This is a genomic window from Collimonas sp. GW821-FHT02H07, assembly GCF_059421505.1.
The window spans coordinates 174,177-199,779 of the sequence record NZ_JBWKVC010000004.1 but is presented as its reverse complement, the minus strand read 5'-3'; the positions used below and the strand labels follow the sequence as shown (position 1 = coordinate 199,779).

The 25,603-nt window shown below is 53.9% G+C and carries 26 protein-coding genes; 12 read left to right on the top strand and 14 right to left on the bottom strand.

Annotated elements, in window-relative coordinates; genetic code table 11:
* Positions 1-40: 40 nt before the first annotated feature.
* The 10 genes from AC07V8_RS08810 to AC07V8_RS08765 all read left to right on the top strand — a co-directional run bounded on the left by AC07V8_RS08810 (position 41) and on the right by AC07V8_RS08765 (position 8,335).
* Positions 41-406, top strand: coding sequence for a hypothetical protein (locus AC07V8_RS08810; RefSeq protein ID WP_494678174.1), 366 nt, complete (start codon positions 41-43; stop codon positions 404-406).
* Positions 403-729: a hypothetical protein gene (locus AC07V8_RS08805; RefSeq protein WP_494678175.1), complete on the top strand. Its 327-nt coding sequence runs from the start codon at positions 403-405 to the stop codon at positions 727-729. Before AC07V8_RS08810 ends, AC07V8_RS08805 begins: the two co-directional genes overlap by 4 nt.
* Positions 717-2,030 carry an AAA family ATPase gene (locus tag AC07V8_RS08800; protein ID WP_494678176.1) on the top strand — a complete coding sequence of 438 codons (1,314 nt, stop codon included), beginning with the start codon at positions 717-719 and terminating at the stop codon, positions 2,028-2,030. The genes AC07V8_RS08805 and AC07V8_RS08800 overlap by 13 nt, the downstream gene beginning before the upstream one ends.
* A complete protein-coding gene (locus AC07V8_RS08795; RefSeq protein ID WP_494678177.1) occupies positions 2,027-2,443 on the top strand; it encodes a hypothetical protein in 417 nt (138 codons plus the stop codon). The genes AC07V8_RS08800 and AC07V8_RS08795 overlap by 4 nt, the downstream gene beginning before the upstream one ends.
* 237 nt (positions 2,444-2,680) lie before the next feature.
* The gene (locus tag AC07V8_RS08790; RefSeq protein ID WP_494678178.1) at positions 2,681-2,968 is read left to right on the top strand and encodes a hypothetical protein; all 288 of its coding nucleotides are present in this window, start codon (positions 2,681-2,683) and stop codon (positions 2,966-2,968) included.
* 158 nt (positions 2,969-3,126) lie between these two features.
* Positions 3,127-3,771, top strand: coding sequence for an HK97 family phage prohead protease (locus AC07V8_RS08785; protein ID WP_494678179.1), 645 nt, complete (start codon positions 3,127-3,129; stop codon positions 3,769-3,771).
* 2 nt (positions 3,772-3,773) lie between these two features.
* Positions 3,774-5,006 carry a phage major capsid protein gene (locus AC07V8_RS08780; RefSeq protein WP_494678180.1) on the top strand — a complete coding sequence of 411 codons (1,233 nt, stop codon included), beginning with the start codon at positions 3,774-3,776 and terminating at the stop codon, positions 5,004-5,006.
* Positions 5,007-5,181: 175 nt separating this feature from the next.
* Positions 5,182-6,546 (top strand): AAA family ATPase, encoded by a 1,365-nt coding sequence (locus AC07V8_RS08775; RefSeq protein ID WP_494678181.1) that lies wholly within the window; start codon positions 5,182-5,184, stop codon positions 6,544-6,546.
* A gap of 10 nt (positions 6,547-6,556) precedes the next feature.
* Complete coding sequence (locus AC07V8_RS08770) at positions 6,557-7,525, top strand: DUF4435 domain-containing protein (RefSeq protein WP_494678182.1); 969 nt, start codon at positions 6,557-6,559, stop codon at positions 7,523-7,525.
* Positions 7,526-7,966: 441 nt separating this feature from the next.
* Positions 7,967-8,335: an Arm DNA-binding domain-containing protein gene (locus tag AC07V8_RS08765; protein WP_494678183.1), complete on the top strand. Its 369-nt coding sequence runs from the start codon at positions 7,967-7,969 to the stop codon at positions 8,333-8,335.
* Here AC07V8_RS08765 and AC07V8_RS08760 read toward each other — a convergent pair.
* Entirely contained in the window at positions 8,218-9,006 is a 789-nt protein-coding gene (locus AC07V8_RS08760; RefSeq protein ID WP_494678184.1) for a hypothetical protein, read from the bottom strand. The genes AC07V8_RS08765 and AC07V8_RS08760 overlap by 118 nt on opposite strands.
* On the bottom strand, positions 9,007-9,438 hold the full coding sequence (locus AC07V8_RS08755) for a Panacea domain-containing protein (protein WP_494678185.1): 432 nt from the start codon (positions 9,436-9,438) through the stop codon (positions 9,007-9,009).
* A 512-nt stretch (positions 9,439-9,950) separates the two neighbouring features.
* Between AC07V8_RS08755 and AC07V8_RS08750 the strand changes: the two genes are divergently transcribed.
* A complete protein-coding gene (locus AC07V8_RS08750) occupies positions 9,951-10,622 on the top strand; it encodes a DUF2076 domain-containing protein (protein ID WP_494678186.1) in 672 nt (223 codons plus the stop codon).
* A 111-nt stretch (positions 10,623-10,733) separates the two neighbouring features.
* On the opposite strand, the gene AC07V8_RS08745 is transcribed toward AC07V8_RS08750, so the two are convergent.
* From AC07V8_RS08745 to AC07V8_RS08690, 12 genes are all read right to left on the bottom strand, one after another.
* A complete protein-coding gene (locus AC07V8_RS08745) occupies positions 10,734-14,162 on the bottom strand; it encodes a pilus assembly protein (protein ID WP_494678187.1) in 3,429 nt (1,142 codons plus the stop codon).
* 14 nt (positions 14,163-14,176) lie between these two features.
* Positions 14,177-14,731: a pilus assembly PilX family protein gene (locus AC07V8_RS08740; RefSeq protein WP_494678188.1), complete on the bottom strand. Its 555-nt coding sequence runs from the start codon at positions 14,729-14,731 to the stop codon at positions 14,177-14,179.
* A 47-nt stretch (positions 14,732-14,778) separates the two neighbouring features.
* Positions 14,779-15,882: a PilW family protein gene (locus AC07V8_RS08735; RefSeq protein WP_494678189.1), complete on the bottom strand. Its 1,104-nt coding sequence runs from the start codon at positions 15,880-15,882 to the stop codon at positions 14,779-14,781.
* Between the two features lie 2 nt (positions 15,883-15,884).
* A complete protein-coding gene (locus tag AC07V8_RS08730; protein WP_494678190.1) occupies positions 15,885-16,349 on the bottom strand; it encodes a type IV pilus modification PilV family protein in 465 nt (154 codons plus the stop codon).
* Positions 16,349-16,936 carry a GspH/FimT family pseudopilin gene (locus AC07V8_RS08725; protein ID WP_494678191.1) on the bottom strand — a complete coding sequence of 196 codons (588 nt, stop codon included), beginning with the start codon at positions 16,934-16,936 and terminating at the stop codon, positions 16,349-16,351. Before AC07V8_RS08725 ends, AC07V8_RS08730 begins: the two co-directional genes overlap by 1 nt.
* Before the next feature lie 11 nt (positions 16,937-16,947).
* Positions 16,948-17,376 (bottom strand): type IV pilin protein, encoded by a 429-nt coding sequence (locus AC07V8_RS08720; protein ID WP_494678192.1) that lies wholly within the window; start codon positions 17,374-17,376, stop codon positions 16,948-16,950.
* Between the two features lie 746 nt (positions 17,377-18,122).
* Positions 18,123-18,551, bottom strand: a complete 429-nt coding sequence (locus AC07V8_RS08715) for a type IV pilin protein (protein WP_494678193.1) — start codon at positions 18,549-18,551, stop codon at positions 18,123-18,125.
* A 41-nt stretch (positions 18,552-18,592) separates the two neighbouring features.
* Positions 18,593-22,069, bottom strand: coding sequence for a pilus assembly protein (locus AC07V8_RS08710; protein ID WP_494678194.1), 3,477 nt, complete (start codon positions 22,067-22,069; stop codon positions 18,593-18,595).
* Positions 22,070-22,083: 14 nt separating this feature from the next.
* Complete coding sequence (locus AC07V8_RS08705) at positions 22,084-22,596, bottom strand: pilus assembly PilX family protein (protein ID WP_494678195.1); 513 nt, start codon at positions 22,594-22,596, stop codon at positions 22,084-22,086.
* Positions 22,597-22,626: 30 nt separating this feature from the next.
* Complete coding sequence (locus AC07V8_RS08700; RefSeq protein ID WP_494678196.1) at positions 22,627-23,541, bottom strand: PilW family protein; 915 nt, start codon at positions 23,539-23,541, stop codon at positions 22,627-22,629.
* The gene (gene pilV, locus AC07V8_RS08695; RefSeq protein WP_494678197.1) at positions 23,538-24,140 is read right to left on the bottom strand and encodes a type IV pilus modification protein PilV; all 603 of its coding nucleotides are present in this window, start codon (positions 24,138-24,140) and stop codon (positions 23,538-23,540) included. Before pilV ends, AC07V8_RS08700 begins: the two co-directional genes overlap by 4 nt.
* 32 nt (positions 24,141-24,172) lie before the next feature.
* Positions 24,173-24,814, bottom strand: coding sequence for a GspH/FimT family pseudopilin (locus tag AC07V8_RS08690; protein WP_494678198.1), 642 nt, complete (start codon positions 24,812-24,814; stop codon positions 24,173-24,175).
* A 409-nt stretch (positions 24,815-25,223) separates the two neighbouring features.
* Between AC07V8_RS08690 and AC07V8_RS08685 the strand changes: the two genes are divergently transcribed.
* Positions 25,224-25,574: a hypothetical protein gene (locus AC07V8_RS08685; RefSeq protein ID WP_494678199.1), complete on the top strand. Its 351-nt coding sequence runs from the start codon at positions 25,224-25,226 to the stop codon at positions 25,572-25,574.
* Positions 25,575-25,603: the final 29 nt, after the last annotated feature.

Below are 25,603 nucleotides of genomic sequence, written 5' to 3'. Positions count from 1 at the left end.
GCGATGAGCAGCGGGTCTTCCACTACACACGGAGGCCACATTGCCTAGTCCCAGCACGTCTAAACTTTCCCACACAGATAGCGCTCACGAGCCATTTAGCCCCTTATGCGGGGCCGCCAAGAACTACCCACTGGGTAACTTTGTTGCGCTCACGCATGACATTAGCTTCGGCGTCAAAACCTGCTTAGAAATCATCAATGCAGCCAATTTGCAGCGGACCCTCAACGTGGACGCAGATCCTGATGAAGAGGTTTTGCCAGCATTGAATACATTCGATTGCGATGCCTTGATGACCCTTTCGATAGCATCAATGAAGTTGCTGCAAGAGTCCGCTGAACGCTCCGTCGATTGGATCAATAAGTACGGCCCGGAACGGATGGCAGATCGATCGAGGCGCGCATCATGAGCACTCTCAAAGAACTCGACCGCATTCGCACAGAGCATGGACTAGCGCCTGTGAATGGCTTGATCTACCTCGGGCTTGGCTTCCGCCCACCAAAGGCCAATGCAATTGCCATTGACCCCGCACACCTACCTACTGACCGAGATTGTTTTGCAGTCGCGGGTTTGGATGTCGTCCTCGTGTATCGCGGCGATTCCGCGAAATACGGAGTGCTCCGGAAACTTACTGGCTCTCTCTATCAAGCCAGGCCGCGCCGCCTGTTGATTATCGATCTTGATCACAGTCGCAGTGCATTTCTTAAAACGGTGGCCACATGGAAGCGATAGACGACATGACAGGATTTAAATTAGGCGCTGAATCGGAAGACTCGAAAGCAGCTCGTGCTTTGCTTGAAACGACAGTAGCGGGTAATCGTGTAGTGAATCTGCGCTGCGCGGCGGACATCGTAGCCAAACCTATTACCTGGTTGTGGAAGGGCTGGCTACCTGCTGGCAAGCTCACCATCCTGGCCGGCAATGGCGGAACGGGAAAGACCACTCTGGCATTGGGTTTGGCTTCCATACTCACAGCACTGGGGAAATGGCCGGATGGCGCCCCATGCGTACTACCTGGGAACGTCTTGATCTGGTCCAGTGAGGACAATCCGGACGATACGCTAGTGCCGCGGCTGATTGCATCCGGCGCCGACATGACTCGCTGCCACTTCATCGACGGCATTACCGAGAACGGCGAGCGGCTGCCCTTTGATCCAGCACAAGACATTCACGAGTTGCACAAGGCAGTAATCAATATCGGCGGGGTATCCCTGTTGATAGTGGATCCGATCGTCAGCGCCGTCAGTGGCGATATGCACAAAGCCAACGACGTCCGAAGAAGTCTTCAAGCTCTTGTCGATTTTGGGGACGTACACAAGTGCGCCATTCTCGGTATCAGTCACTTCAGCAAAGCCGGCGCGGGTAAGTCCCCGCTGGACCGCGTAATCGGCTCTCAAGCCTTCGGTGCACTTGCCCGGATGGTACTGGTAACTGCGAAGGAAGAAGACAGTAGCCGTCGCGTCCTTGCCCGGGCAAAGTCGAACATCGCTCCGGATGACGGCGGTGTGTCGTACAACATTGAGCTATCGACACTGGACTCCGGCATTGAGGCCACTTGCGTTAAATGGGAAGGAACGATTGAGGGCACGGCACGGGAGATTCTAGGCGACGTTGAGCATGATGAGAACGGCGACGCTGAAAACCAAGGCGACCTCCAAAAGATGCTGATTGATCTACTGATCGAAAATGGCGGAAAGATGCCAGCCAAAGTCGTCAAGGCAGAACTCAGTGACGCGGGGTTTTCTTGGGCAGCTGCTAATCGGGCAAAAGCTAAGGCGGGGATCGAATCGGCCAAGGATTCCGGGACAAAATCAGGCAGCTGGTATTGGTATTTGCCCAACGGAGTAAGCACAAGATTTCAGAAGATTTCAGAAGATTCCACTCAAAATAAAGCGAAATCTTCGAAATCTTCTCCGAAATCTTCTGAAATTGGGTTTGTTGAGATCGACGGAGAAACACCTAAAAGCAACCTCTCATTGCCCGCATCAGCACCGCTCGCCCCTGGTCAAGCCATCACCAAGGTGGATCTATGAACGCCCGTCAATTGATGGCGGAATGTCAGAGAGCTGGTGTGTCCATCATCGTCCAAGGCAACGCTGTATCACTTGAGGGCGATCAGTCATTGGTCGCGCATTATGCCCCGCAGCTACGGCCATACAAGGCAGCGATCATTGCCGAGGCATCGAACCTGGTTCGCGAGTTCATGGAAGTTGATGGCCTGTCGCAGCAAGATGCCGAGCAGTTGGCATCGATCTCTGCGCCTCGCCGCACGCCTGACGAGTGGCTCTCGATGATCTCTGAGCTTGACGGCCTGATCGATCGCTACTGCGAGGTCTGCGGCCTGAGCATCGAGGACAGACGGCGGATACACGACGCGAGGATGAGGCAGAGCCTGGCATCAATACCTGCTGCCCTACTCTGGTTCCGCAGATCGGTAGCGAGCTGACGCTCACGTTATAGCCAGGGGGGGGCAAAAGTCTTGGGCAGCTCCTGGCAAGACCGTATGTCTAGCAATTTTTTTATTTCCACAAAATGAAATTGCAAGGAATGCGGTCGGGCCGGCTGTCCTGGGCCCGGGTAGGGGGCGTCAAAGTCTGCAGCACCTCCCCACCCAGACCGTCCGCTTCGTCAATTTTTTACACCCGCGTAATTAAAAATTAAAACCATTTCTCAAAATCAATATATGACCACTCAATTCGTCCCTACTGCCAGCACCAGCAACCTCTCCAAGGCCGTTTGCGCCGCCCTCAGCACCAGCAGCGAGCTTTTGGAGATCATCTCCAACGACCTGTCGGAAACGCAGCACAGCAAGATTGCGGCGGTCATGCGCGCCGGCGGTCAAATCGGCATCGAGCTATGCGTCAACGCCCACGGCGTCCCTTCGGTGTGCCTGGTGATGATTGAGCTGGAAGGAACACGCCGCGTCCTCGTCGAGGTTGCCACGGTCAACGGCAGCAGCACCCTTCAATGAAACACGATTGACCAAATCCATTTCGCCTGTTATGCTCCTGTCTCATAAGTGTTGCGTGAGATGCGCAACACCCCCACCTTTAGCGCTTGAGATGAGCGGTTTATGTGGCAAAGGAGGCCCGACGGGCTTTGTTTTACTTTGCTTAATGAGACCACTACATGATTGAGCGCTACACCCCCGCACTTATCCTGAAGGATGCAAAAACCGCATCTGATGGCGTTTTTTCTGGCTATGCCAGCACCTTCAACGGCCCCGTAGATTCCTACGGCGACGTTATTGCAGCCGGTGCCTTTCTCAAATCTCTCGACCAACACGGCGCCAATCAAACAGCGCCCGCTATGCTCTGGGCGCACAACATCAAAGAACCGATTGGCCGCTGGCTAGAAATCACTGAGGACCGCCATGGCCTCAAGGTGACAGGTCGCTTCACGCTTGCCACACAACGCGGCCAGGAAGCCCATGCGCTGGCCAAGGATGGCGCCCTGGGCATGTCGATAGGCTACCGTCTCGTGGACGCCGCCTACGAGGGCAAGATCCAGCTCATCAAGGAAGTCGATCTGGTCGAGATCAGCCTGGTCAGCGTGCCGGCCAACCACGCAGCCCGCATTACCGAAGTTAAATCCGCGCCAACCAACATTCGCGATTTTGAACGCCTTCTTCGCGATGAGATCGGCTATTCACGCGCTGACGCCCGTCGGCTTGCAACCCGTGGATGGTCCGACGCACCACGCAGCAATGATCGGCTCATCAATGAGCTGGATGTAGCAATCAAATCACTCACCGACTTTTCTTTTAAAGGATGAATATGAAATTTCCAGAACCACACCTGCAAACCAAAACTGCCTTGCATACCAAAGCACCGCGTCAAGATGACGATCAGGATGATGACGTCGTTGTCTTGGTCAAGACGTTGGCGCAAAACGTGCGCGGTGTCCTGGCCGAAGCGAAGGACGCGCACACCAAGCACAGCGAAACCCTCAGCGAGCACAATTCACGGATTTTTGAGATTGAGCAGAAGCAGGCCCGACGACCAGGGGGCAATGGCGGCCAGGCCGGCGAATCGGAAAGCGGCATCAAGGACATCATCGACTCGCCAGCCTATGAAATGTTCAAGAATGGCCAGACGCCGCGGGCGCGTATCCCGCTGGATCAAGGGTTCATGAGCAAAGCTGCATTGGTAAATGCAACCGGCCAGAATCAGCCGCTGGTCCCATCTGACCGCAAGACTGAGATCCGCGTCGCCCCACTGCGTCGCCTGACCATCCGTAACTTGCTGCGTAACGAAACCACCACGTCCAACCTGGTTGAGTACACCCGTGAGCTGGAGTTCATCAACAACGCCGGCCCACAATTTGCGGCCGGCGCCAAAGAAAACGTACTGAAGAATGAATCCGGCCTCTCGTTTGAGCTGGTACAGGATCCAGTCGTCACGCTTGCGCACTGGCTGCCGGCGTCAAAACAGATCCTTGACGATGCGCCGAAGCTGCAGTCCTTCATCGGAAATCGATTGTTGCAGGGTTTGAAAATCAAGGAAGAGGATCAGTTGCTGAACGGGGACGGCAAGCTGGGCAACTTGGCCGGTCTGCTCAAGCCAGGCAATTTCACAGCGTTTAACAACGATCTGCGTCAGAAAGGTGACACAAAAATTGATGTGATCCGTCGCGCGATTCTTCAGCTCCAGCTGGCTGAACGTGACCCAACCGGCGTGGTGCTAAATCCAACGGACTGGGCCGACATCGAGTTACAGAAAGACTCTACGGGGCAGTACATTTGGGTTGATGTGACGACCGGCGGCGAATCCAAGGTATGGCGCTTGGCAGTCGTGCCCACCAATGCGATTGCAGCAGGCAATTTCTTGGTCGGTGATTTTCCAGCCGCGGCCGTGGTCTACGACCGCCAGGAAGCCACCATTGAAATAAGCCGGGAAGACCGGGACAATTTCGTGAAAAACATGGTAACTATTCTCGTAGAGGAGCGACTTGGTTTGGCAGTTGAAGCACCTGGAGCGCTGGTTTACGGGGCATTCATAGCACCATAATCAGATCAAGGCCGATCCAAGGTTTTGCGATACAGCGCCGGGATCGGCTCGCGTCATCTCCCAATCTAGCCATTTTAATAAGTTGAATTTGCGCAACAAAATTTATTGCGGTTTTACCAATCGGCGCGCAGAATATCCTCTCGATAGGCAGACTTGTATTTCTGGAAAGAAGATAATGGAAAACACGCTGGAGCGATTTCGAATTATAGGACTGCATGACCAAAAGACGATCGACGCAACGATCCGCAATAACACCTTGATCCTTGTCGGAGAAAACGGATCCGGTAAAACTACGTTTCTTCGAATTCTCTTTTATTTCTTATCTGGTCGCTGGCTTTCTCTAGTTCAATTTCGCTTTGAATACATCGTTGCCACCGTTGCCGGACATGAATATAAAGTCAGCCACGAGGAGCTCGTCAACGCATTCAAGGGCGTGGACCGCCGCTTCCTTTCGTCGGTACCGCCTTCAATTAGACGAAAGATTCTGGAGTTTTTGGAGCGCGGAGAAACCGAAAGGGCATCCTACGAACTTTCAAGGTTTAGTGGCCGACATAGTTCACCGTTGGAAATTATGAGGCAACTTGAATTCCTGGAAGAAGATCCGAAAGGACCGCAAAAGGGATTTAATGATGCAATCAAAAAAATACACAGCTCAATCGACGCTCAAATCCTCTATTTACCAACCTATCGGCGTATAGAACGCGAGTTAAATAGCATTTTTGAAGGCGCTGACACAACTGACCTACAACGCAGCCGGAATCAAATTCATGAGCCAGAAACGGATGGTTCATATATTGAGTTAGTTGAATTCGGAATGAAGGACGTTCAAAAGGCCGTTGATCAAACATTGGGCAAGCTGAAAGAATTTGCTCGCGAGAGTTTGAATCAATTAACGCTTGGGTACCTTGGTGATGTCGTCAATGGTGAATACGAAAATGTCGGAATGAAAGAAATTTCCGATATTCCTGAGACGACCGTAAGGACGGTTCTCAATCGAATTGATGACAGCATTCTTACTGAAGCACATAAAGATCACCTTTTTAGTGTGATCAATTCAGTGCGCTCCTCTGAGACTCCAGGCGAGCGCGAAAAAATAATATGCCATTATTTTTTGAAGCTATTGAGATTTCAAGAATCACTTCAAGACAAGGAAAAACAGATAACCGCATTCTGTGATTTATGTTCTGAGTACATTGTTGATAAGCAATTCCTCTATGATAATCCGACGTTCACTTTCAAAATTGTCCCTAAAGATGAGAGGCTAAGGGAGCGAGGAATCAGCCTTAGTGATCTCTCTTCAGGCGAAAAACAAATCGTCTCCTTGTTTAGTCACCTCTATCTTTCAGGGCACCGTAATTTTTTCGTATTGATTGACGAACCTGAATTGTCTCTTTCTGTTCCGTGGCAGCGCCGTTTTCTTTTAGATATTACTAACGGTAAGTTCTGCAAGGGATTGGTCGCGGTCACTCATTCCCCATTTATTTACGAAAACGAACTGCGCACCTATACGCATTCGCTCGGTGAATTCATAGGCGTCTGAGGGGACATTTATGACAATGCTCGATATTCACACTGCTGCGCTTGAAGGCGTAAATACCTCATATCATGAGTTCCTTCTTAAGTACAAGACCAACGCAAAAATCGTTTATGGTCTTGTTGAAGGTAAAGAAGATCCGGCTTTTTATAGGGGCTTAATTGAACACAATCTCCCGGCAGGTTGGGAAGTCGAACTAATCAAATCTGGATGCAAAGATAAAGTATTAAAAGCATTTGGCATCTTCGACTGGACAAGATTTTCATCGAAAAGGATTTGTTTTTTTGTCGACAGAGATTTATCTGAATTTATTCCAGAAGAAATTGTGACCGCCGAAAATATTTACGTCACTGACAATTACTCAATTGAGAACGATGCCATTAACGCCGGGACATTGAAGCGTATTTTGGAGGAAATATTAAACATTCACGAACTTAGCGTCGACGATAACGAACAAATAAAAAATCGCTTTTTCGCAGGCCTAACGGTATTTCGAGAGGCGATGACCCCAATCATGGCACAAATAATAATATGGCGACGAACAGGAAATCGTCCGGTGTTGGGCAAGATCGAACCAAAGAATTTTTTCCTACTAGAAAATGGGACTATTGCGTTGAAGCCTGAGTTTGCACTCACAGAAACAAGGATTCAGGATGCAGCTCACCGTACGGGTGTAGGTGCCTCACCAATGGAAGAAATAGCCAAAATCGAATTGGAGTTTCGCGAGAATCAGGGCATTGAAAAATTCATTCGTGGAAAGTATCTGATCTGGTTTTTAGTCGAATTTTCTCTAGAGATTCATCGTTCGATAGCCAGTATTTGCAACAAATATACCCGCCCCCCAAAACTAAAAATTTCAATGGGACTATCAAACGCAATGTCGTTTATTGCCCCGAGAGTACGCTGTCCAATCTCACTACAAAGTTTTCTTGCACAAACTTATTGTGAATACGTTGGAGAGATTGAAGGGCACCATAAAAATTAGTACTTCAAATTTGCCTCTTCCTTCGCTCACCTGTCGACAGCGTTCGTCCAAGCACTGTCGACTCTTTGCCTCTCGCAAGATTGTCGTTCTTGGGAAAACGTAGCGGGACGTTGAAACGCAGGAAATCAGTGGAGCTCTCGAAACTGGACGGCGGCGTTAGATACATAAGGAAATTTTTTTGCATCCACGTTTTAATCCATCTTCCATAAAAAATAGTATAGAGACGGCTATATATAAGGATTTTAGAGCGATATTAAAGTCCACCTATCCCACCAAGAACACGTTTTAAGAAGTCCAGTAACGTACAGAAACCCGCTTCTAGCCTAGTGCTGATGCGGGTTTTTTGTTTCTGGAGCGTTTTTAGCGTCCATTGCAATCCAAAGTTTATGTTGGTACCCTTGTTGATACGAGAACGTTCAACAAAATCACATACCAACAAAAATGCCTAAATTAGCCACGCCGCTGACTGAAACACAGATTGCCGAGCTAAAACCGCGCTCCAAAAGGTACAAAATTGGCGACGGGCACGGCTTATATATATTGGTTGAGCCCACGGGCATAAAGCGCTGGCAGATGGTTTACAAGCGTCAGGGCATGGAAACCTCCCTGCGGCTAGGCACTTACCCCGAAATATTGCTGTCAGAAGCGCGGCTACCACCGCCCCAGTTTCTCATTAATACGAAAAGGCCTTCTTACGGCGGTGATGAGCTCGATTTAGACGCAACGACCGCACTAGGAGGTGTGCTAGGGATGGCAGGAACTGCAGCATCGCCCTTTCCTGCCAGCTTACAACGATATGTCCGCAGATGACTTACTGCACCAGTGACATTCTCTTGATGCTCGTTAAGTTCGTCGGGTGTTAGCATTCTCGCAGATGGCGTACCTTTTTCGTTAGTTAGTACAGCCATCTGAATAGGTCCATTTACCCCACCAGCATTCACGTCAATAGCGTGCTGCAATGCCCAGGTTGCGATAAAAATACCCTCTTCAAGATTTGGCATTCCCTGCTCCCAAAACACGCTTCGCATCAGGCCAAGAAACGGATCGGCTATGAGCTGTCCGCTTCCCATGGACGCGTACCAAAGCCCAGTGGTTTTCAACTCTGGTTGGAGGTCGCTAATCGCAAATTCGCACAGATGGATGTCGTGGTCTGCGGGATAGGCAACTAGGGAACCGTATTGCCCCAAAGGTGCAGAGGTGGTACCAAATTCTGCTCGGACTAAATGGCATATGTGTGCTCCCATCTGAACACCATTTTTTGTCTTAAATCCTCCTGCTGCGTAACCGTTGCCCAAGGTATCGCAGAATCGCTGCCCTAGACCAATTTGCCCCGTACCTGCGACGATAATCTTGCCATGAAGTATCTCTATTTTTTTCGTTTTTTGTTCAATCGTGCGTATTTGGCCGGAACCAAAGGTTGCTGAACTGTCGGATCCAATGACAATGCCATTTTTGCATTTAATACCGACCAGAATAGTCATCTAAGCCCCTCGGAATACGCTATTTACTTTCATTTCCGGATAAGCTTTGTATACGGCGCTTACAAGATCCGTAAACGATAAAGTGCGAACAAAAACTGATAGCTCGGCAATGTATTTAACCAGTGTCGGATCTATATTTACCGCTATTCGTTTACCTGCTTCGAGTCCCACATCCGTTAGAGCATATTTTTCCCATCCACGAGCCGTGGGCACAGCCTTCGCAAATCCCTCCTGTTTTAACGTGCGGAGGCATTCATAGATGGTGGAGTCAAAGGGGCCATAGTCATAGGGCTTGAAATCAAACACCGGACCGCCTAATGACTCTCCAATATTTCTATCAATCAAAAATAGAAGCTTCTGAACCTGAACTGGCGAATGCTCATGCTGGCCACCAGCGGACAGCGCTAACAGAAGTAAATCGTGGTTCGTCATAACGATATGTTCCTTAAATGATCGAATATATTCAGTCTAGGAAAATTCATCATGCAATTAATCTAGGGCATTTGACTGCCATCCATGCCATGGAATCTACTTATCAACTCAACAAGCAAATACAAACTTGCCCGTTGTTACTTATATCAATCTAGCACCATTCTAGCGTTCCGTATATGAATTGATATGAGCCCCTTAAAAATGGGCCACGCTCCAATTAAGCGCAATCGACTACAAAGAAAATTTTTTGTGGGTATCAGTGCGGGTATATTTCATCTAAGAGACGAACAAACCATTTTATTTATTGGGTTTGCAAGGATTATTAAATTCCACCTATCCCGTACAAACATCCAGCCGAACAGATCTCTCCATCTACTGCGAATATTTTCCTTAGCATTTTGTCCATCTAGCCGCCCCAAATCAGCATGCCCGCGCTGAACACCTCTTGAAGCCCCTTGCAAACGACCCGATATAGAGCACCTGACCATCGAAATCCCGAAGGAGCACTTCATATGAGTCCGCAAGAATCGCAAGCTTTGCAAGATTTCCTGAATCAACTCACGCAAGCCAGAGGCATCGCCAAGGATCCGCAAGCCGATGCATTGATAGCAAGTGCGGTAGCGCAGCAGCCAGATGCGGCTTATCTGCTGGTGCAGCGCGCGCTGCTGATGGATCAGGCCCTCAATGCGGCCAAGGCGCAGATCGCGAACTTGCAAAGCCAGGTCCAGGCGGCGCAAGCGCCAGCGCGCGGTTTTCTTGATCCGGCAAATACATGGGGCAACAGTGCGGCGCCGGCATCGCGTCCCGTGGCGGCAGCGCCTTATCAGCAGCCGCCAATGCAGCAGGCTCCTGCGGCATATCAGTCGCCGCTGCAAGCGCCGGCCGTGGCACCGGGCTTTTTTGGCGGCGGGATTGGCAATGTGCTGGGCAGCGTCGCGACTACCGCTGCGGGCGTCGCCGGCGGCGCGTTCCTGTTCCAGGGGATTGAGCATCTGATGGGGAATGGCGGCAATCACGGTGGTGGGCTGTTTGGTCAGCAGGCGGCAGCGCCATTGGCGGCACCTGTGGAAAACACGACCATCAACAATTACTACGCGGACGACAGTTCATCGAACGATAGCTCAGACAGCTCAAATGACGTCGCCAGCAACGACGTTGATTCAGATGACGGATCGTTAGCGTAACTCGCCGGACTCGCATGCCAGCATGAAATATTGCGATTGTAGGCAGATAAGCAAAACGGGCCGCGAAGGCCCGTTTCTTATTGACGACAATATGCTTGCCTTACATCAGCTCTAATTGTCGATCACCTCGCGCCAGGCGTTGCGCTGGCCTACCTGATTTGACGGAGGAAGAGGCAACACTGTACTTGTCGAGGAGCCGTCCGATCCCTTGGTTTCCGCGACAACTTTACCGTTCGCAAGCTTGACCAGCACCGGACGGCTGGAAAGAACGCTTCCCAGGAAGGTTCCGGACCAGCTTGCCGTCGAATTCGCCACATACCCGCCGCTTGCGGCATCCAAGAGGTAAAGCCAGGATGAACCACCGGGCGCGCAGGCATCGGTGCTCGGGATATTGGTGGTGAAACTGATCGCCCCCAGCACCAAAGCCGGGTCCGTGGTTGAGCGTTCACCGCTGTTAGGAAGATCGACATACCATCCTTGCTTAGTCGCATCTGCCGGGCTCTTTGTTGCAGTCGCAGCGTTGCCGCTCACGGTCAACGTTTGCTGCACCAGGTTTGAGCGCAGGGGCTTGATGAGCGGAGTGCTGGACTGGTTGTCGACCAGCCCGTAGAAAGTTTGCGCCTGGGAGGCATTTGCATTCGCGCCGGTAGAGCCGGGAATATCTGTTGCGCCAAAGTATTGACCTGTGCCGACATAAACCATGCGCTTGTTGTTAACCTTGCCCAGTTCTGGCGCAGTCGTAATCGGCTGCGGGTTGGCGGCACTGGTGCCGTCGACCAGGGTTGCCAGCAAGGAGACGTTCCAGCTGCTGCTGCTCGATCCGGTCAAGTCGAAACGCCACAGATTGCCGAGCAGGTCGCCGCCATAGACATAATCCGTGGTGTTGTCGACGCTGGCGTTTTCAACATAGGCGCTGATCTGCGCCAGGCCGCTCGGTGCTGCGGCAGTGCCTACGCCGGTGGAAATATCCTGGATCAGCGCGCCGGTGCTGGCGTTCAGTACAAACAGATGGCCCTTGCCGTCGCCACTGGTGTCGGTACCGTTGTTATAACCCGATGTCACCAGCACTACCCATCCTGCCGCTGTAGTCTTGACCAGGATCGGCTTGCCGTAGCTGTAGCCGATGTTGGGCACAACCGTACTGGCGGTGGCGGTATTCGGAAATTCCCATTGAACCTTGGAGGCAACGCTGGCATCGCTGGTCGCCGTTGGACTGGTGACATTCAGCGCATAGTAGCCGCGGCCACCCTTGTTCAGGCCACCGACCAGCAAGCTAATCCAGCTGGGGGACGGAGTGCTCGGCAGCGGTGAAGTGTAGTTCAGGTCGATATCGCCTTGCACCGGCGTCCCGTCCACATAGTAAAGATGGGTAAATCCGGTCTTCATGCTGAGGTTGACCAAAGCACTGGTGGAAGGATAGTTGGTCGCAGGGTTGGTGCTGGCCGTCACATAGGGTGCGTTGACGAGAATGCCGGGCACATAAGCCCACGCCTCGGCGCCGGTAGTGGCGTTGAAAGCATGCAGCATGCCGTCGTTACTGCCCTGATACACCATTTTCTGCCGCGTCGAATTAGTGGAGGCAAAGGAAGAATATCCGGCGTCGGCGTAGCCCGCATTCGGCACCGTCACATAAGCCGGCTCGGAGTTGATGATGTCTCCCAGCACATGGGTGCGGGTGCGGTACAGAGTGGTTTCGTTGCTGCGGTCGCCACGCAGGAAATTGATGACGGCGGAAGCGTCGCTCGGGCCTGGCGGAGTGACAGGAGAGTTCAGTCTTGCCTTTTGGGCCGTCGTCAGTCCCGTGGCGCCGGTGTTGAACCCGACTCCCGCTGTACCCGAATAACTGCCAATGTAGCGGCCGCTCCAGGTCAGCGCATCCAGCTGCGCCTGCGCTCCGGTCGTCCAGATTGGCGCCGCAGTGTTGATTACCCCTGTCGTCGGACTGATCGGGTAGGCCTGCAAATCGCCGGTCCATGTACCGGAATTGTAGTTCGACGAGAAGGAACTGTTGTCGGTTGTGGAAACGTTCGGATTGCTCACTGCCACCGCTGCGCCTGATCCCTGGCGGCCGATGATGTCAGAAAGCGCGTTGCCCAGCGCCGCCTGTAAAGCAGTCGGATCTTTCGCACTGGTGTAGATGCCATGGCCATTGACGGCTGCATGCCACAGGTCGTCAATGGTCGTCAGGCCATTGGAAACGGGTACCGGCCAGCTGATAGCGCCACTCTTCAAATTATTGTAGGTCGTAGTATTGTTGGTCAACGTCCCCGGCGCTCCGAGACCGATAGTGTATGTCACCATATGCTGCCAGGTGGCCGGGTCAGAGGCATTGGGCAATACATTATTGGTGGCGGAAGGACGCAGATCTGTGATCCAGTACTTCATGGTGACATCGGCCAAGGTATCGGATGATGCCGTGGATCCCTCGCTAAAGATAGCCGGAAACGGCTGACCCGCTGTCAGTGCGACACCTGCGATAGGATCCAGAGGAACCGGCGCAGGCAAGGTAGGGACAGTTTGATCGTTATCTCCTACAGAGGTTGATAAGCCCTGGTTCCAGAATCCGTCTGTGGACACAATTTGATAGTTATGCTGGCACGAATATAGAATCGGGTCCGCTGTGCTTGGCGAAACGCCAGGCATTTTTCCGGTCGCGTAGTATTCCCCCACTTTGCGTATCGCTTCGCCGAGCGGCGTGCTTCCGACCGGCTGGATGGATAGCAGGTTTTGGTACCAGATATCTTTCTGACACCCTGCGCCAAGCGCGCAGCTATTGAAATAGTTAATTGGAATAAAGTTGGTGCCTGAATTATTCAGTCTGCCGCTGTTGTCGTTGATAGTAGAGAAACCGACTCGAAAACTTTTGTCGATAGTGGCGAAGGCGCGGCTCAGCCCGGTTTTCATCGTCAGCATTCGCGTGCGATAGTAGCTGAACCAATTGGCAAAATTGGTTCTTTCATCAGTCCCCCCGGGGCCGGAAGTGGCTCCAACGATGACTGCTTGATATCTTCTATTCGAGTAACAGGTTCCGACTACTGGCGTTGCGGGGCTGGTTCCCACATAGTTGTAGTAATAAGCTGGTTGCTGCGTATCGAAGCTGTTGTTATCGTTGTCAAAATAAGCCTGAAAAGCACTGGATAGATCAACCGGTGAATTGAAATAGGAATTTCCATCCGGCGTATAACTATAGGAAGTAGCGTAACCATCTACATACGCTGCGGTAAAGCTGGCGTTAGGGTATTGCTGGCCGGTGGCATCCTTGCCTGGAAGGTAGGTGAAATTCGGATTGTAATAAATTCCGTTATATGAGGAATTTTCATAGCAATTATTGTTTATGCCGCCGTAAACGCTATCCGGCATGAAACCCCAAGCCATGCTGCCGGAATTATCCAGCGTATACATGAGGTTCGGGCTCACCCGGTTTTGCACCGCCATCGGGATATCTGCAAGATCGGTGGCCAGCGCCTGGAGCGGCGACGCCAACTGCGTCAGCAGCACTACCGAGGCAATCAGGCGCTGGAGATTTTTCTTGTTTTGCATAGTGTTCTCACATCTCAAAATGACAGGGACGCCTGGACCAGGCTGCTGGTGTCGCGCGGCCCCAGCACCCTGACGGTAACGCGGTAAAAAACCTTGGTCGCGCCGGTAAAATTCACCCCCCCCGCCTTGTGGCTGCCGTCGGCTTGCAGCGACTCGATTACACATTGGTTGGCTATATTGACGATAGGCAGGGTGCCGGTGCATTGCCGGTCGATCACGTACTGGACCCGGTAGCTCGACTTATCGCTGCAGCTGATGGTCGCGTTGCTGGGGTTGCCGCTGTTGTCGTGGCACGCGACCTTGGTCCAGTCAATCGTGGTCGGCATGCCCTTCGAGTCGACCGGCTGCTGGGTGGCGAAATACTGATTGGCGATATCCGATTCCACGCTGGTGCTGATGATGTTCGGCATGGCTGCGAAGGCCAGTTCGACGCCTGTATCGGCAGCCTGCGTGGCAGCCTCCTTGAACGCCATATTCCCGGAAATCGTGCCGGCAGTGCCGGTAGCGCGCATCAGCGCAATCGCGGCCAGGATCATGACGACCAGCGCAATCATCGCAATGAAAAGCACGGCGCCCTCTTGCCTGTCGCGGGGAACCCTAGACTGGCGGGCATTTTTCACAGATTTGACCATAGGACGTTTCGCAGAGGAATGATGGTTTGGAAGGTTTTGTAGCGATAGCATTTCCAATTGGGATCACCGGAAAGATCGATTGCCGGACCGCCGTTCCAGGTTGTGGGCGCCGCGGTCGTCGTGGCGCACGCTCCGCCGTTGGCGGCAGGCTTTTCCAGCAGCGGGCTGCGCGCGACGACGGCGAGCCGGACCGCCTTGATCCGCAGCACATCCGCCGGCGCCGGACTGGCCCAGGTGGTGCCCGTTACACCGATATGGCTGCTTCCCGTGGCACTGACCCAATAGGCAACACTCTGGTCTCCCACAGTGGTGGAGGTAATGCCGTACTGCGCCTTGATGCTGACGATATTGCTGTCAAGACTAACCGCCGTTGTTGATCCGAGATCCTGTGCCTGCAGTGTGTTCGCGGCGACACTGTAAGTACGCAACATCATCGGACCGACATCATATAATTTCCAGCCGGTTTCCTGAGGCCAGCTGACGCCGTTCTTATAAGATGCGGACGGATTGTAGCTGACAGTTCCTGCGTTACCTGGATTTCTCTGAACGTGGCCGGCCGAACCCTGCAGATTGGTAATCTGGGACAGGGTGCACTGATTGCCTTGCACCATCCATACCATGTCGCCGACGTTGAGGCCGGCTTGAGAATTTGTTTTGAACTCGACGTTTGAGCCGTTGCCGATAACGTCGACGACGGTAAGGGGAGCGTTGGCCGCGCCAGCCATCCCCGTCATCATGGTAATGATATCCGGCGCTGTCCCTTTATCGGTGATGCGAACCGGCATGATCGATAAACTGGATGCAATCGGACCGTTGTTGACACTGGAATACGTGAACGGCGTTGAACAATTCAACAATGGCGAGTTGCTGATGCCCCAGCCCGCCATACGGATATCGCGACCGATCGCCGACAGCGCATAGACGCCGTTTTCCTGGGTCTCGGCGCCGCCGGTGGAAGTGCGCTTCTGGCCTTCAAATGTCGTATACAGCTGATAGATGATGAGCATGACCAGCATGCCGATGACCATGCCGACCATGACTTCGACAAGGCTGAAACCATTTCTCTTTTGCTTGATCGCGTAAGGCATGCTTATCCCTGAATTTGGGCGGTGGCTGAAAAATTGTGCGGCCCGGTGTCCTGCGGACTTTTCCAGCAGACGGTGACGGTGACCACATTGTTGGAGCCGATCACAATTTGCTGTTTATAAGCGGCGCTGCCGGGCAGCCCGCCTTGCACGTCGCTGAGCCAGTTTGTTACGTTGGCAGCGCTGCTGGTACTGGTTCCCGCTGCGCATGTTGCGGCAGTGGCATTCAAGGAATAGGCGCTCAAGTTATTCCTGTCGGCCCACATGGCGCCGATGATCTGGCTCGCATACAAGCCGGCATCCGATCTGAACTTGGCGTCTCGCACACCGCTGATGCTGCTGATCTGCAATCCCATGATGGCGAGCACGCCGAACGAGAAAATCAAGATGGCAATCAAGCCTTCCAGCAGGACGAAACCTGCTGCCGTTTTGTACCGGACGCGTGGGTCGGGCAAGGCGCGTATTTTCATCAGGAGCATCCTTGCGGATTATTGGCTAGCGTAAGTGCCGGGTCGCACAAGCGGATCTGCCCGCCCGGCGTGAGCGTAATGCTGAGCTGCCGGGTGCCGGTTCCCGCAGTATTCGTAACATCGATCTGGACGATAGTTGATGCGGCAGTCAGGCGTCCCATGCCGGTAAACGTAATAGTTCCCGGCAGGTTCGCGCCTGCTGCGGCAGCGCTGGTGAAATCCGTGGCAGTCTTGGCGCCGATCCGTGCATTGACGGTGTCATTGCCGTTTCTGGTTTGCATTGCAGTCGAAAAGGTCGGCGTACCCGGCTTGGAGAGGTCGTCAGGAACGATGGACCAGTCAGTACCTCCGCTCACGGCAGCGCCGGCCAGCGTATTGTTGAGCTGGAACTGCACTTCGCTGTTGCGCCGCACCGCTTCGGCCCGGGTCAGCTGCAAGCCGTTGACGATGGATTCGGCCGCAGTGCGGATCTGCGCATTCTGGATCGAATTTTTAAAGCTCGGCCAGGCCAGCGCGAGCAGCGTCGCGAAAATGGCCAAGCCGATCATCAGCTCGATCAGGGTGGTTCCGCGCTGGGAACGAATCATGCTTGATTTGTTCATGGATGTCTGACCACCCAGGTTGACGCCGCGGAAAATGGTCCCCAGGCACAGCTAGTGCAGGTCGTAGACTGAGCATTTTGTTCGGTCAAACCATATACCAAGCCAGAAGCGAGCGTGCTGGCGTTGCCGGTCGCGGTGACGCTGAAGCTTTGATTGGAATTGCTGGTGACGCAGGCATACGTGAAAGTTGCAGTGGCGGTCGGCACGGTCACCGCACAGGTGGTACCGGTGCCATAGGTACGATTATCCTGGTAGGACTGCTCCATCAGGGCCCGGTAACTGGATAAATTGGTCGGCGCTTCCTGTACCTTGCCGCGCCGGACATAGTCCTGATAGGAGGGCAATGCAATAGCGGCCAGAATTGCCACGATAGCCACGGTGACCATTACTTCAATTAAAGTAAAACCCGAGTTCAATTTTTTCATTACGAGCCGCCCGATTTTCTTATGAACTGATGTTATGCAGCCCGCAACGCCTGAAGTTAGGCCTGCCGGGTTGCCTTGATAAAAGCCTCGCCCTCAAAGTGAAGGGGTAATTTTGTGTTTCACCTGCAAATATTTTAGGCATCGCCGCGCCCGACAAGCGCGAAATTTCTACGGTGCAAGTATTTGAGTATTATAGGTGGACCATTTCCTCAAAGTAATGATTCCTCTCCCCGTTCGTCGCCGCGTATATACCGCTCGTCTACACCTCATAGAGCTTTACAAATCGACAAGCAATGACAATTTGCAGCTCCTCCCGGATGGAATGAACAGCAATCCAGTGCGCAAAAAAGAAGCAAAGGAAGTGACTTAGGCCGTTCGTGTTGCAAGGCCAGCGTGATCGCAAGAAGGCGCTGCTACACCAGGCAGCTTGCATGCCGACTCAGGATGGCGAGATATGGGTAAGCAATGTGTATCGAGACTTGTACGCATCAGCCCGCGACGCAGGCGAACACTTCAGATTCACCTGAAGAATGAGGAGAAAATTTGAAAAACCGCATACCAGAATGGAAGCAGTCTGTTTGTCCCTGTCCGGGAATCAGGCAAGAAAGACAATATTTCCCTTCTTCGGGGAAGGGATGAATTGATTGCATTGAAAAGGAGTGCCGACTTGTAGATCCGGCCATCGGCGCTCCTCAGTCAAGTGTTAACTTTGGCGGCCTCGCTCAGCAGTCTGCCGCCATCGGGTCCTATCGCCCCGCCCAGCAATCCGCCGCACTGGCAGCAGGCGCCTTTCCATTTTCGGTATCTCTTTTACCCGTGTTATCCAAGAGGAAGGTCCCGCATTTGTCATTTGCCACCGGCGCAGCCTGCAGCGTGAAGGAACTGGCAGTGGATTCGCGGATGGAATAAACATATTTCGAGCCGCCGTCGGCGAATGCCGGCAGGCTGAGCGCCTTGCCGCCGGCCTGGTAACTATTATTGATCGTGTATTGCTGCTGCATCCAGTTAGCATATTTCAGCAACGTCGCCGTCGCCTGCGTCCTGTTCCCGCGCTGCACATATTGCGTGTAACTCGGCACCGCAACCGCCGCCAGGATGGCGACGATCGCTACCACGATCATTAATTCAACCAGCGTAAAGCCGCGTGGCTTTGACAACGCATCTTTGGGTTTCATGGACATCTCCTTGATTCTAAGCCGAAGCGATTTTCGACCTGTTAGTTTGGCTTGATCGAAAGTTGCCGCCAGCGGCGCACCGCCACTCCTGTAGTCAGGTATTCCTGACAATGTATTTTACCGTCCGAACCCACGGTATTGATACAGCCTGGCTGGGTAGCATCGGGGTTGGGTATCGGTGCGGCCGTGCCAACCGTGCCGGGGACCGTGGCGGAACTTAAATTGGTATTCGGTGGCGCATCGGCGACAATCAAATGGAATTTATCCGTGTAAGCCCCCGACAGGAAATTAGCGCCCAAAATTTGCGAGGAACCGCCGCCGGCACATGGGTCAGCCGTGTTCGGCGTCAGCGACGTGGCCAGCAGGATGACATCCTTCACTATCTGCAATGCGCCAACGGTGCGCTCGCCGCTACCGGCCGGATAGTCGATGTACCAGCCGCGCTTTGTGTCCCATGCAACGGCATTCCTGGATAGGGTGCGGCCGATCATTTGGCCCGACTTGGAAAACACATCGGTCAGCGTCTGCGCCTGCAGCTGGCTGCGGCCGGTGACTGCTGCTTCCCCGGGTTTGTCCCAAATGCCATACAGGCTTTGGGTGTCGGTGTTGCCCAGGTCTTCCGTTTCAAAGTATTTTCCGGTGCCGGCCAGCACTATCATTCCGCCCAGCGGATGGGGAGCTATGACGGGCGCCTGCACGATGGGCTGGGCTTTCGGGGGAGCGCTCGAATCCTTGGCCGTAAACAGGGAACCGCGGCTCCATTGGTTTGCATCGGTGGCGTTGCTTAAATCGAATTTCCAAAGATTGCCCTGCAAATCCCCTGCATATGCCGCTATCAGCTGGCGCGAAGCATTGAATAACAACGCCGGCGCCGACAAGCCGTTACGCGCATCGGCGCTGCCAACACCGGTGTCGATTTTCTTGATCAAGGCGCCGCTCTGGATATCGACCAGATACAGCACAGCGCGGCCGCTGGCGCTGTCGTAGCCGTTGCCGAAAATGGCCGCCCATTTGTTATTGGCCAGCAGCACGACTGCCGGCGCGCCCAGCGCATTGCCCATATCCGCATCGCTGGAAGCAGCATTGTATTCCCACAGAACGCTTCCTTCCGCCAAGGAATCCGGCTTGCTGACATCTATCGCAAAGACGCTTTGCGCGCCGGCCCCGGTGCTTCCCAGCAAAATATTTTTCCATGCACCGCCGATATAGGCATCCCCCTCCGCCAGCGGTCCGTCGACAAAATAATGATGACCATAGCCAGGGTCGCTCAAGGTTTTCAGATTGGGGTAAACGCTATTCGGAATAAAGGCGAATTTCTCAACGCCATTGACATCAAAACCGTGCAGCATGCCGTCATTCGCGCCGACATAGATCATGCCACTGCGCTTTGCCTTGGTTGCCAGGAACGCCGTGTAAGCGCTGCCGCCGGGAATCGATGCCGGCAATGCGGCGTAACCGAAATCGTTGCCCTGGACGTAGAGCGGAGTCGAGTTGACGATGTCGCCGAGCTTGTTCTTGCGGTAGCGGAACACGCCTGAACCATTGCCGTCCGGGGCCTGTTCCCTGGCCGAATTACCTTTCAGGTATTCGACTACATCGGATGAGACTAACCTGGCTTGCTGGCTGTCGACACCCTTGGTCAGGTTCGCCCAGGTAAAGGCCTTGGCGCTGTTCGTGCTTGGATTCCAGGTCACGATATTGCGTTTTGCGTAGTCCGGCAGCAATGCCGCCGCATCCCATTTCGGCGTCGGGTCGAGCTTGCCCTGCGCGCCGATCTGGTGCGCGGTCAAATGCCCGGTCCAGCTGCCGGAATCGAAACTCGGGATGTAGGCGACGGCATTCTTTGCTCCCGGCACCGGGCCGCCTGGTACCGAAATATTGCCGCCGGAGCCGGTGACCTTGCCGATTTCAGCCAGGATGCTGTTCAAGCCATCCTGCAGACCCTTGGGATTTTTTGCGCTGAAATAGCTACCGTGGCCATTCACCGCCGCGTGCCACAAATCGTCAATCGCTTCCGCGGAATTCTCTTTCGGTACCGGCCAGTTCCTGCTGCCATTTTTAATATCGGCATAATGGCCGCTCGCTGCCGTCTTGTAGTCGGGCTGATAGTCCAGCGTGCCGTTTGCACCTAGCCCAATGGTATGCGTCGTCATGTGCTGCCAGGTTGCTGGATCGGTTGATGTCGCGCCGATTTTTCCGACCGTGCCGCCATTCCCGGAGCGAACACCGATGTCGGTAATCCAATACTTCATCGCCGTATCCGCTAACGAATTCGAATTCGCCGTCCTTCCTTCATAAAACGGCGGAGGGAACGGATCATTCGGTATCAAGGCCGTGCCGGACACCGGGTTATAAGAAATCGGCGCAGGCAAAGCGGGGACCCTGCTGTCCATGTTGCCGATCGTGTTTGGCACGCCACCGTTCCAATAGCCGTCGGTCGCAAGAATCGTGTAGTTAGCCTGGCATTTCAACTGGATCGGATCAGGGGTCGATCTGGGGGCGCCGGTCATGCCATTGCCCATATAATATTGCCCGACCTGATTCAAGGCATTAATCAACGGCGTGCCGCCGCCCGGATTGATCGCATACAGCTTTGCATACCACGCCGCTTTCTGGTTCGCGTTGAAAATCGATGGCGGCACAAAGTTGGCCGCGCTGCTATTCGTATTGCCGCTGTTGTCGTTAATCGTTGCGAAGCCGACGCGGAAGCGGTCGTTGATGCCGGAAAAGGCGATCCCGAGCGCTGTCTTGGTCAGCAGGATACGCGTCCGATAATAAGAAAACCAATTGGCAAAATTCTGGATTTCTTCAGCGTAGGTGCAAGTGGAAGCTGCGGCGCAATCGGTACGGGATGCGGCTTTGGGATAGGTTGCTGTCGCCGGCAGAATATCCACACGCTTGTAATAGCCGTCAGTATCCTCACTGGCCGCCCCGGTCGGAGCGCCACTGCCGATCCAGTTGTAGTAGAACGCATATTGCGCCAACGCGTTCCTGTTGGCCTGGCTCGACGCCTTGCAATTATTGTTGCTGGCAAAGTAGTTGCTGGCAGTACTCAATGCAACATAGAGCGGCAACGCATATGTCGAGCCGGAGTAGCAGACCGCGCCGATATTGTTCGGCAGCGTCCTGTTGACCGCCAGGTAAGGATCAATGATCGTCTTGCCGGTGCTGGCATTGCCCATCGAGCCGCCGTCGTACTTCACCGCCGGCGTATACGTTGTCGCCGGATTGTAATAAATCTGATTCCAGGCGCTGGAATAGTAGGAACGCTGGGTTCTGGAGGCATTGAATTCCGTGGTGGCATCGGTGCCGGTCACCGTGCCCCATGCCATGCTGCCGGAATTATCCAGCATGTACATGATGTTGGGCGGCGGCGGCGTAGGCAGGAACAGCGGCGATTGCGTCATTTCGGCGGCCGCCACACCGGATACCGCAGCCATGCCCAGGCACAGGCAACGCGCAGCTAGTTTGGTCAAACGGCCGCGCGGCAAGCTGCGCGTTACATTGGTTATCAACATGGATTCTCCAACTCTCAAAATTTCAAATAGCTTTGCAGCATTACTTTTGCATTAGGACTGGCCATGGATGTGTCGACGCCGAATGCAGTAACCCGATAAACCTTGGCGCTGATATCTCTTTTGGTCTGGGTAGGTCCCATCGCGATGCTCGCCGTCACGTCTTCGATAATGCATTGCGCCGCGCCGCTTCCATCCGGCAGGCTTACGGTGGCCGTTGTCGTGGCTGTTTCCGGCCAGACGTCCCACACGTTGGCGTCGGCCACCGCCTTCGTAATCATGCTGTCGAGTTGCCGGGCGGCGGCGCCGGGCTTGGGAACGATCGCATTTCTTTGCGCCCCGGTTTCGCAATGACGCAAGCCGCTTTCAGCGGCCTGAAACGCCAGTTGGTGATTGCGCGAATTGGCTGCCATCTTTTCATCCAGCATCACGTTGCGGATCGCGACAGCGCCGATCAGCATCATGAGAACCAGGAAAACCAGCACCATCGGCAGCGCGATGCCGGATTGCGGAAAATTTTTATGTGCCATAAATAAATTTGATGGATAGTCGGATGCCGCTCAGTTCAGCAAACTGGCGGTGGCGTTATTACGCAAGGTGAATGTGCGCGTCATCGTGGTATGCAACAAGCGATCGGTCGCGGTGGTCGGCTCCGTCGCATTGCACTTGTAGTAGGTTTGGCCTGCCGCGCTGGTCACCACGCTGTTGGCGCTATGGATTTCCAGGCAAACGGTCACCGTCACCACGCGATCCCAGCCAACCTTGTTGTTGCCGTTGACGGCACCGGCGGCGCCGGCAGTTGCCGCATCCGTGGTCGATTGCACGGGCGCGTATTGATTGCCGGTGTCAAGCCCGTAGGTCAGCAGCATATTATCGACATTGCCTAATATCGCTTGCGGAGTTCTGGCGCCGGCATTCCCTCTGCAATACAAGGTTTTGGTTTTCGTATCGAGATAAAAATTGTTGATCACCAGGCCGCCTTGCGTGCTGCTGGCGTTGACCGCCTTGGCGCCGCTGCAATCCGTCCCTGCGCCGCTGATATTGGTGGCGTCGTAATAGGGTTCGCTGGTGTAGCTGACAGTGAAAGCGGAAGGACCGGCGATGCTCGATGGCGCCGGAACCGGCGCGGCGGCACAGTTCGGACGTATCTCCACGGGCGTTGCGAAACCGTAGTTACACCCTGTTATTCCCTTTAAATCCGATGCATTCGCAGGCGGAAAATCCGTGGTATTGCCAGTCTGCATATTGCCGAATCCAGCCTGCATCAGGTTGCGGCCAATCACCGCCATAGCGTAGCGTCCATCTTCCTGTATGCGCGCATTGTCGTCGTTCAGGCGAGAACTGGACCTGCTGTTCAAATAAAGGCTGCTCAAGAACAGCAACAAAATCAGGCCGATCGTCATCGACACCATTAATTCAACCAACGTAAAGCCCTTGCCGCAGCGGCTGCCGGCAGGCGACTGAAAATTCATCATGGCATCACCGTAGTTTGAAAGCAGCGTATCTCGTTCTTGTCGACTTTTGACGGAAACACCGAAGCATCGCAATTGGCGTCGACTGCCTTGGCCAGGGATTTGTCAGGTTCGTTGTAATACACCGTGATGGTGACCCCCTGCTTCGCATCGTAGGCGGAGACATTGCCCCAGCCTCCGACCAGCCCGCGATTCAGGGCCAGCCGCCACTCATAGATATCTTTATCGGCAATGTCTTGCGGAGTAACGCAAGCCGCCGGTGCTTTACCAGCGCATGAGGGGACGGTCGACGGCGGCGCTTCCGAATATTGCTCTCCGGCGCGGTAGTAAGTCGCCGTGTCGGGGCCGCCGCTGGCCCCGCTGTTCACAGCCTTGGTCACGGGAGACGCATTGGCGCGTATCCGGTCCGCCATATCGGCGCCAAACTGGCTCGCCAGGGAACGGAAATGCGCCACTTTCTGATATTTCAAAGCAGCCATCTGCAAGCCCGCCAGTCCCAGCAGCGCGAAGGCGGATATCGTGATGGCTATCAATACCTCGATCATGCCGACGCCGCGCTGCCGGCGGCCGGCGCGCGATAAATTACTGCTGAGAAAGACCATGCTTCTCATCCCTTTCGATTGCCTAGATGACGTCAAGCCGGACATGTCTCTGTCCCAGCCGGAAGCGTGCTGATCCGTCCGCTCGGGGAAAAGCAGACAGTGCGCGCAAAGTTGTTTTTGAACGTAAAAGTAAAGGCGCCTGGCGGCGCCGGCCATGGCGCGCCGCCGGCGTTATAGGTGATCGCGGTCGCGGTGGATGCAGGAGCGATGCGGGTGCCTGTGTTGAAAGCCCCCTGGCGCGCCAGGATTTTATGCGCAGATGCGGGATCGGAATCCGGCGTGTCGGCGGCGGTTCCAACGTATACCAGCCAGCCGCTGGACCAGTCGCTTTCGCTGTGATTGCAAGTGCTCGTTCCGCTTTCAGCGCCAGTGCTGCGGCAGATGGTCACCGCGCCGGCACGTTGGATCGCCTCGGAGCGCGCCAGCATGGTCGCCGCAATAAATTCATTGACGTTGCCCGATAAGCGAGTCTGGTTAATGAAATTGCCCATCGACGGCAACGCCACAGTTGCCAATATGGCCGCTACTGAAATAGTGACAAGTAACTCGACCAGGGTGAAGCCCTTGCCCGATTGCAAAACAATGCTTTTATAGCATCGAAAAAGCCGCAATAAATTCGCAGAATGACTTCTTTGCACGCGACATCCTTTCCTCGAAAAATGCTGATTTGACAAGGCCTTATTATATATTTTGCATTTCCCCAGAAAAACTCTCTGACGGCCCGCTCGTCGTTGCCCTCATACCGTCCATCTGTTACAGATTGTAAATAAACAATATATTCTGTTTCAAATTGTAATAAATCAGTTTTTTCTTATTTTTTATGCTTATTGATTTTTACTGGCTTTCTGAAAGCGACACGATCAGTCAAGCCAACCTTGCTGATAAGTCGAACGGCCAAATGTTATAATCCGCGCTTCCTGCAAACGGGCCGATAGTCGCCCGCAAAGCGGTTCGGCACTGCTGCTGCAGGCGAATGAGGTTTTCGCAGTGCAGCCTTCGTTGCCGCCTTAGGCCATTCTTATTTCAGTCCTTGTTCAACGCCTTGCGCAGATACGGCATGGCTTTCATCTAACGGAGTTTGTTATGTCGGCAACAATGCGGCCAATCCGCCTGCTCATGATTTTCCTGCTGGCGACGCTGGCCTTTTCCGCAATGGCGGTCGAGCGCGATTTCCCCGCCACCACCTTGCGCGGCAAAATGACCATCACCGCCTACCCCACCGTCGCCATGAGCGGCAACACGCTGCGGCTGTCGCCCGGCTCGCGCATCTGGAACACCCAGCAGCTGACCCAGATCCCGAGCTCGCTGGGCAGCGACACTTATCTGGTGAATTACACCCTGAACATACAAGGCGACATCGATCGCGTCTGGATCCTGACGCCCGATGAGGCCGGCGTAAAAATCGAAGCGCAGCGCAATAGCCTGAAACGGTAAATGAAACGATAAATAAGCAGTCATGGAAA

Bases quoted from the DNA above. Each gene is read 5' to 3' on its own strand.
- AC07V8_RS08805 (WP_494678175.1), top strand. From the start codon at position 403: ATGAGCACTCTCAAAGAACTCGACCGCATTCGCACAGAGCATGGACTA.
- AC07V8_RS08800 (WP_494678176.1), top strand. From the start codon at position 717: ATGGAAGCGATAGACGACATGACAGGATTTAAATTAGGCGCTGAATCG.
- AC07V8_RS08795 (WP_494678177.1), top strand. From the start codon at position 2,027: ATGAACGCCCGTCAATTGATGGCGGAATGTCAGAGAGCTGGTGTGTCC.
- AC07V8_RS08790 (WP_494678178.1), top strand. From the start codon at position 2,681: ATGACCACTCAATTCGTCCCTACTGCCAGCACCAGCAACCTCTCCAAG.
- AC07V8_RS08785 (WP_494678179.1), top strand. From the start codon at position 3,127: ATGATTGAGCGCTACACCCCCGCACTTATCCTGAAGGATGCAAAAACC.
- AC07V8_RS08780 (WP_494678180.1), top strand. From the start codon at position 3,774: ATGAAATTTCCAGAACCACACCTGCAAACCAAAACTGCCTTGCATACC.
- AC07V8_RS08775 (WP_494678181.1), top strand. From the start codon at position 5,182: ATGGAAAACACGCTGGAGCGATTTCGAATTATAGGACTGCATGACCAA.
- AC07V8_RS08770 (WP_494678182.1), top strand. From the start codon at position 6,557: ATGACAATGCTCGATATTCACACTGCTGCGCTTGAAGGCGTAAATACC.
- AC07V8_RS08765 (WP_494678183.1), top strand. From the start codon at position 7,967: ATGCCTAAATTAGCCACGCCGCTGACTGAAACACAGATTGCCGAGCTA.
- AC07V8_RS08760 (WP_494678184.1), bottom strand. From the start codon at position 9,006: ATGACTATTCTGGTCGGTATTAAATGCAAAAATGGCATTGTCATTGGA.
- AC07V8_RS08755 (WP_494678185.1), bottom strand. From the start codon at position 9,438: ATGACGAACCACGATTTACTTCTGTTAGCGCTGTCCGCTGGTGGCCAG.
- AC07V8_RS08750 (WP_494678186.1), top strand. From the start codon at position 9,951: ATGAGTCCGCAAGAATCGCAAGCTTTGCAAGATTTCCTGAATCAACTC.
- AC07V8_RS08745 (WP_494678187.1), bottom strand. From the start codon at position 14,162: ATGCAAAACAAGAAAAATCTCCAGCGCCTGATTGCCTCGGTAGTGCTG.
- AC07V8_RS08735 (WP_494678189.1), bottom strand. From the start codon at position 15,882: ATGCCTTACGCGATCAAGCAAAAGAGAAATGGTTTCAGCCTTGTCGAA.
- AC07V8_RS08730 (WP_494678190.1), bottom strand. From the start codon at position 16,349: ATGAAAATACGCGCCTTGCCCGACCCACGCGTCCGGTACAAAACGGCA.
- AC07V8_RS08725 (WP_494678191.1), bottom strand. From the start codon at position 16,936: ATGATTCGTTCCCAGCGCGGAACCACCCTGATCGAGCTGATGATCGGC.
- AC07V8_RS08720 (WP_494678192.1), bottom strand. From the start codon at position 17,376: ATGAAAAAATTGAACTCGGGTTTTACTTTAATTGAAGTAATGGTCACC.
- AC07V8_RS08715 (WP_494678193.1), bottom strand. From the start codon at position 18,551: ATGAAACCCAAAGATGCGTTGTCAAAGCCACGCGGCTTTACGCTGGTT.
- AC07V8_RS08710 (WP_494678194.1), bottom strand. From the start codon at position 22,069: ATGTTGATAACCAATGTAACGCGCAGCTTGCCGCGCGGCCGTTTGACC.
- AC07V8_RS08705 (WP_494678195.1), bottom strand. From the start codon at position 22,596: ATGGCACATAAAAATTTTCCGCAATCCGGCATCGCGCTGCCGATGGTG.
- AC07V8_RS08700 (WP_494678196.1), bottom strand. From the start codon at position 23,541: ATGATGAATTTTCAGTCGCCTGCCGGCAGCCGCTGCGGCAAGGGCTTT.
- pilV (WP_494678197.1), bottom strand. From the start codon at position 24,140: ATGGTCTTTCTCAGCAGTAATTTATCGCGCGCCGGCCGCCGGCAGCGC.
- AC07V8_RS08685 (WP_494678199.1), top strand. From the start codon at position 25,224: ATGTCGGCAACAATGCGGCCAATCCGCCTGCTCATGATTTTCCTGCTG.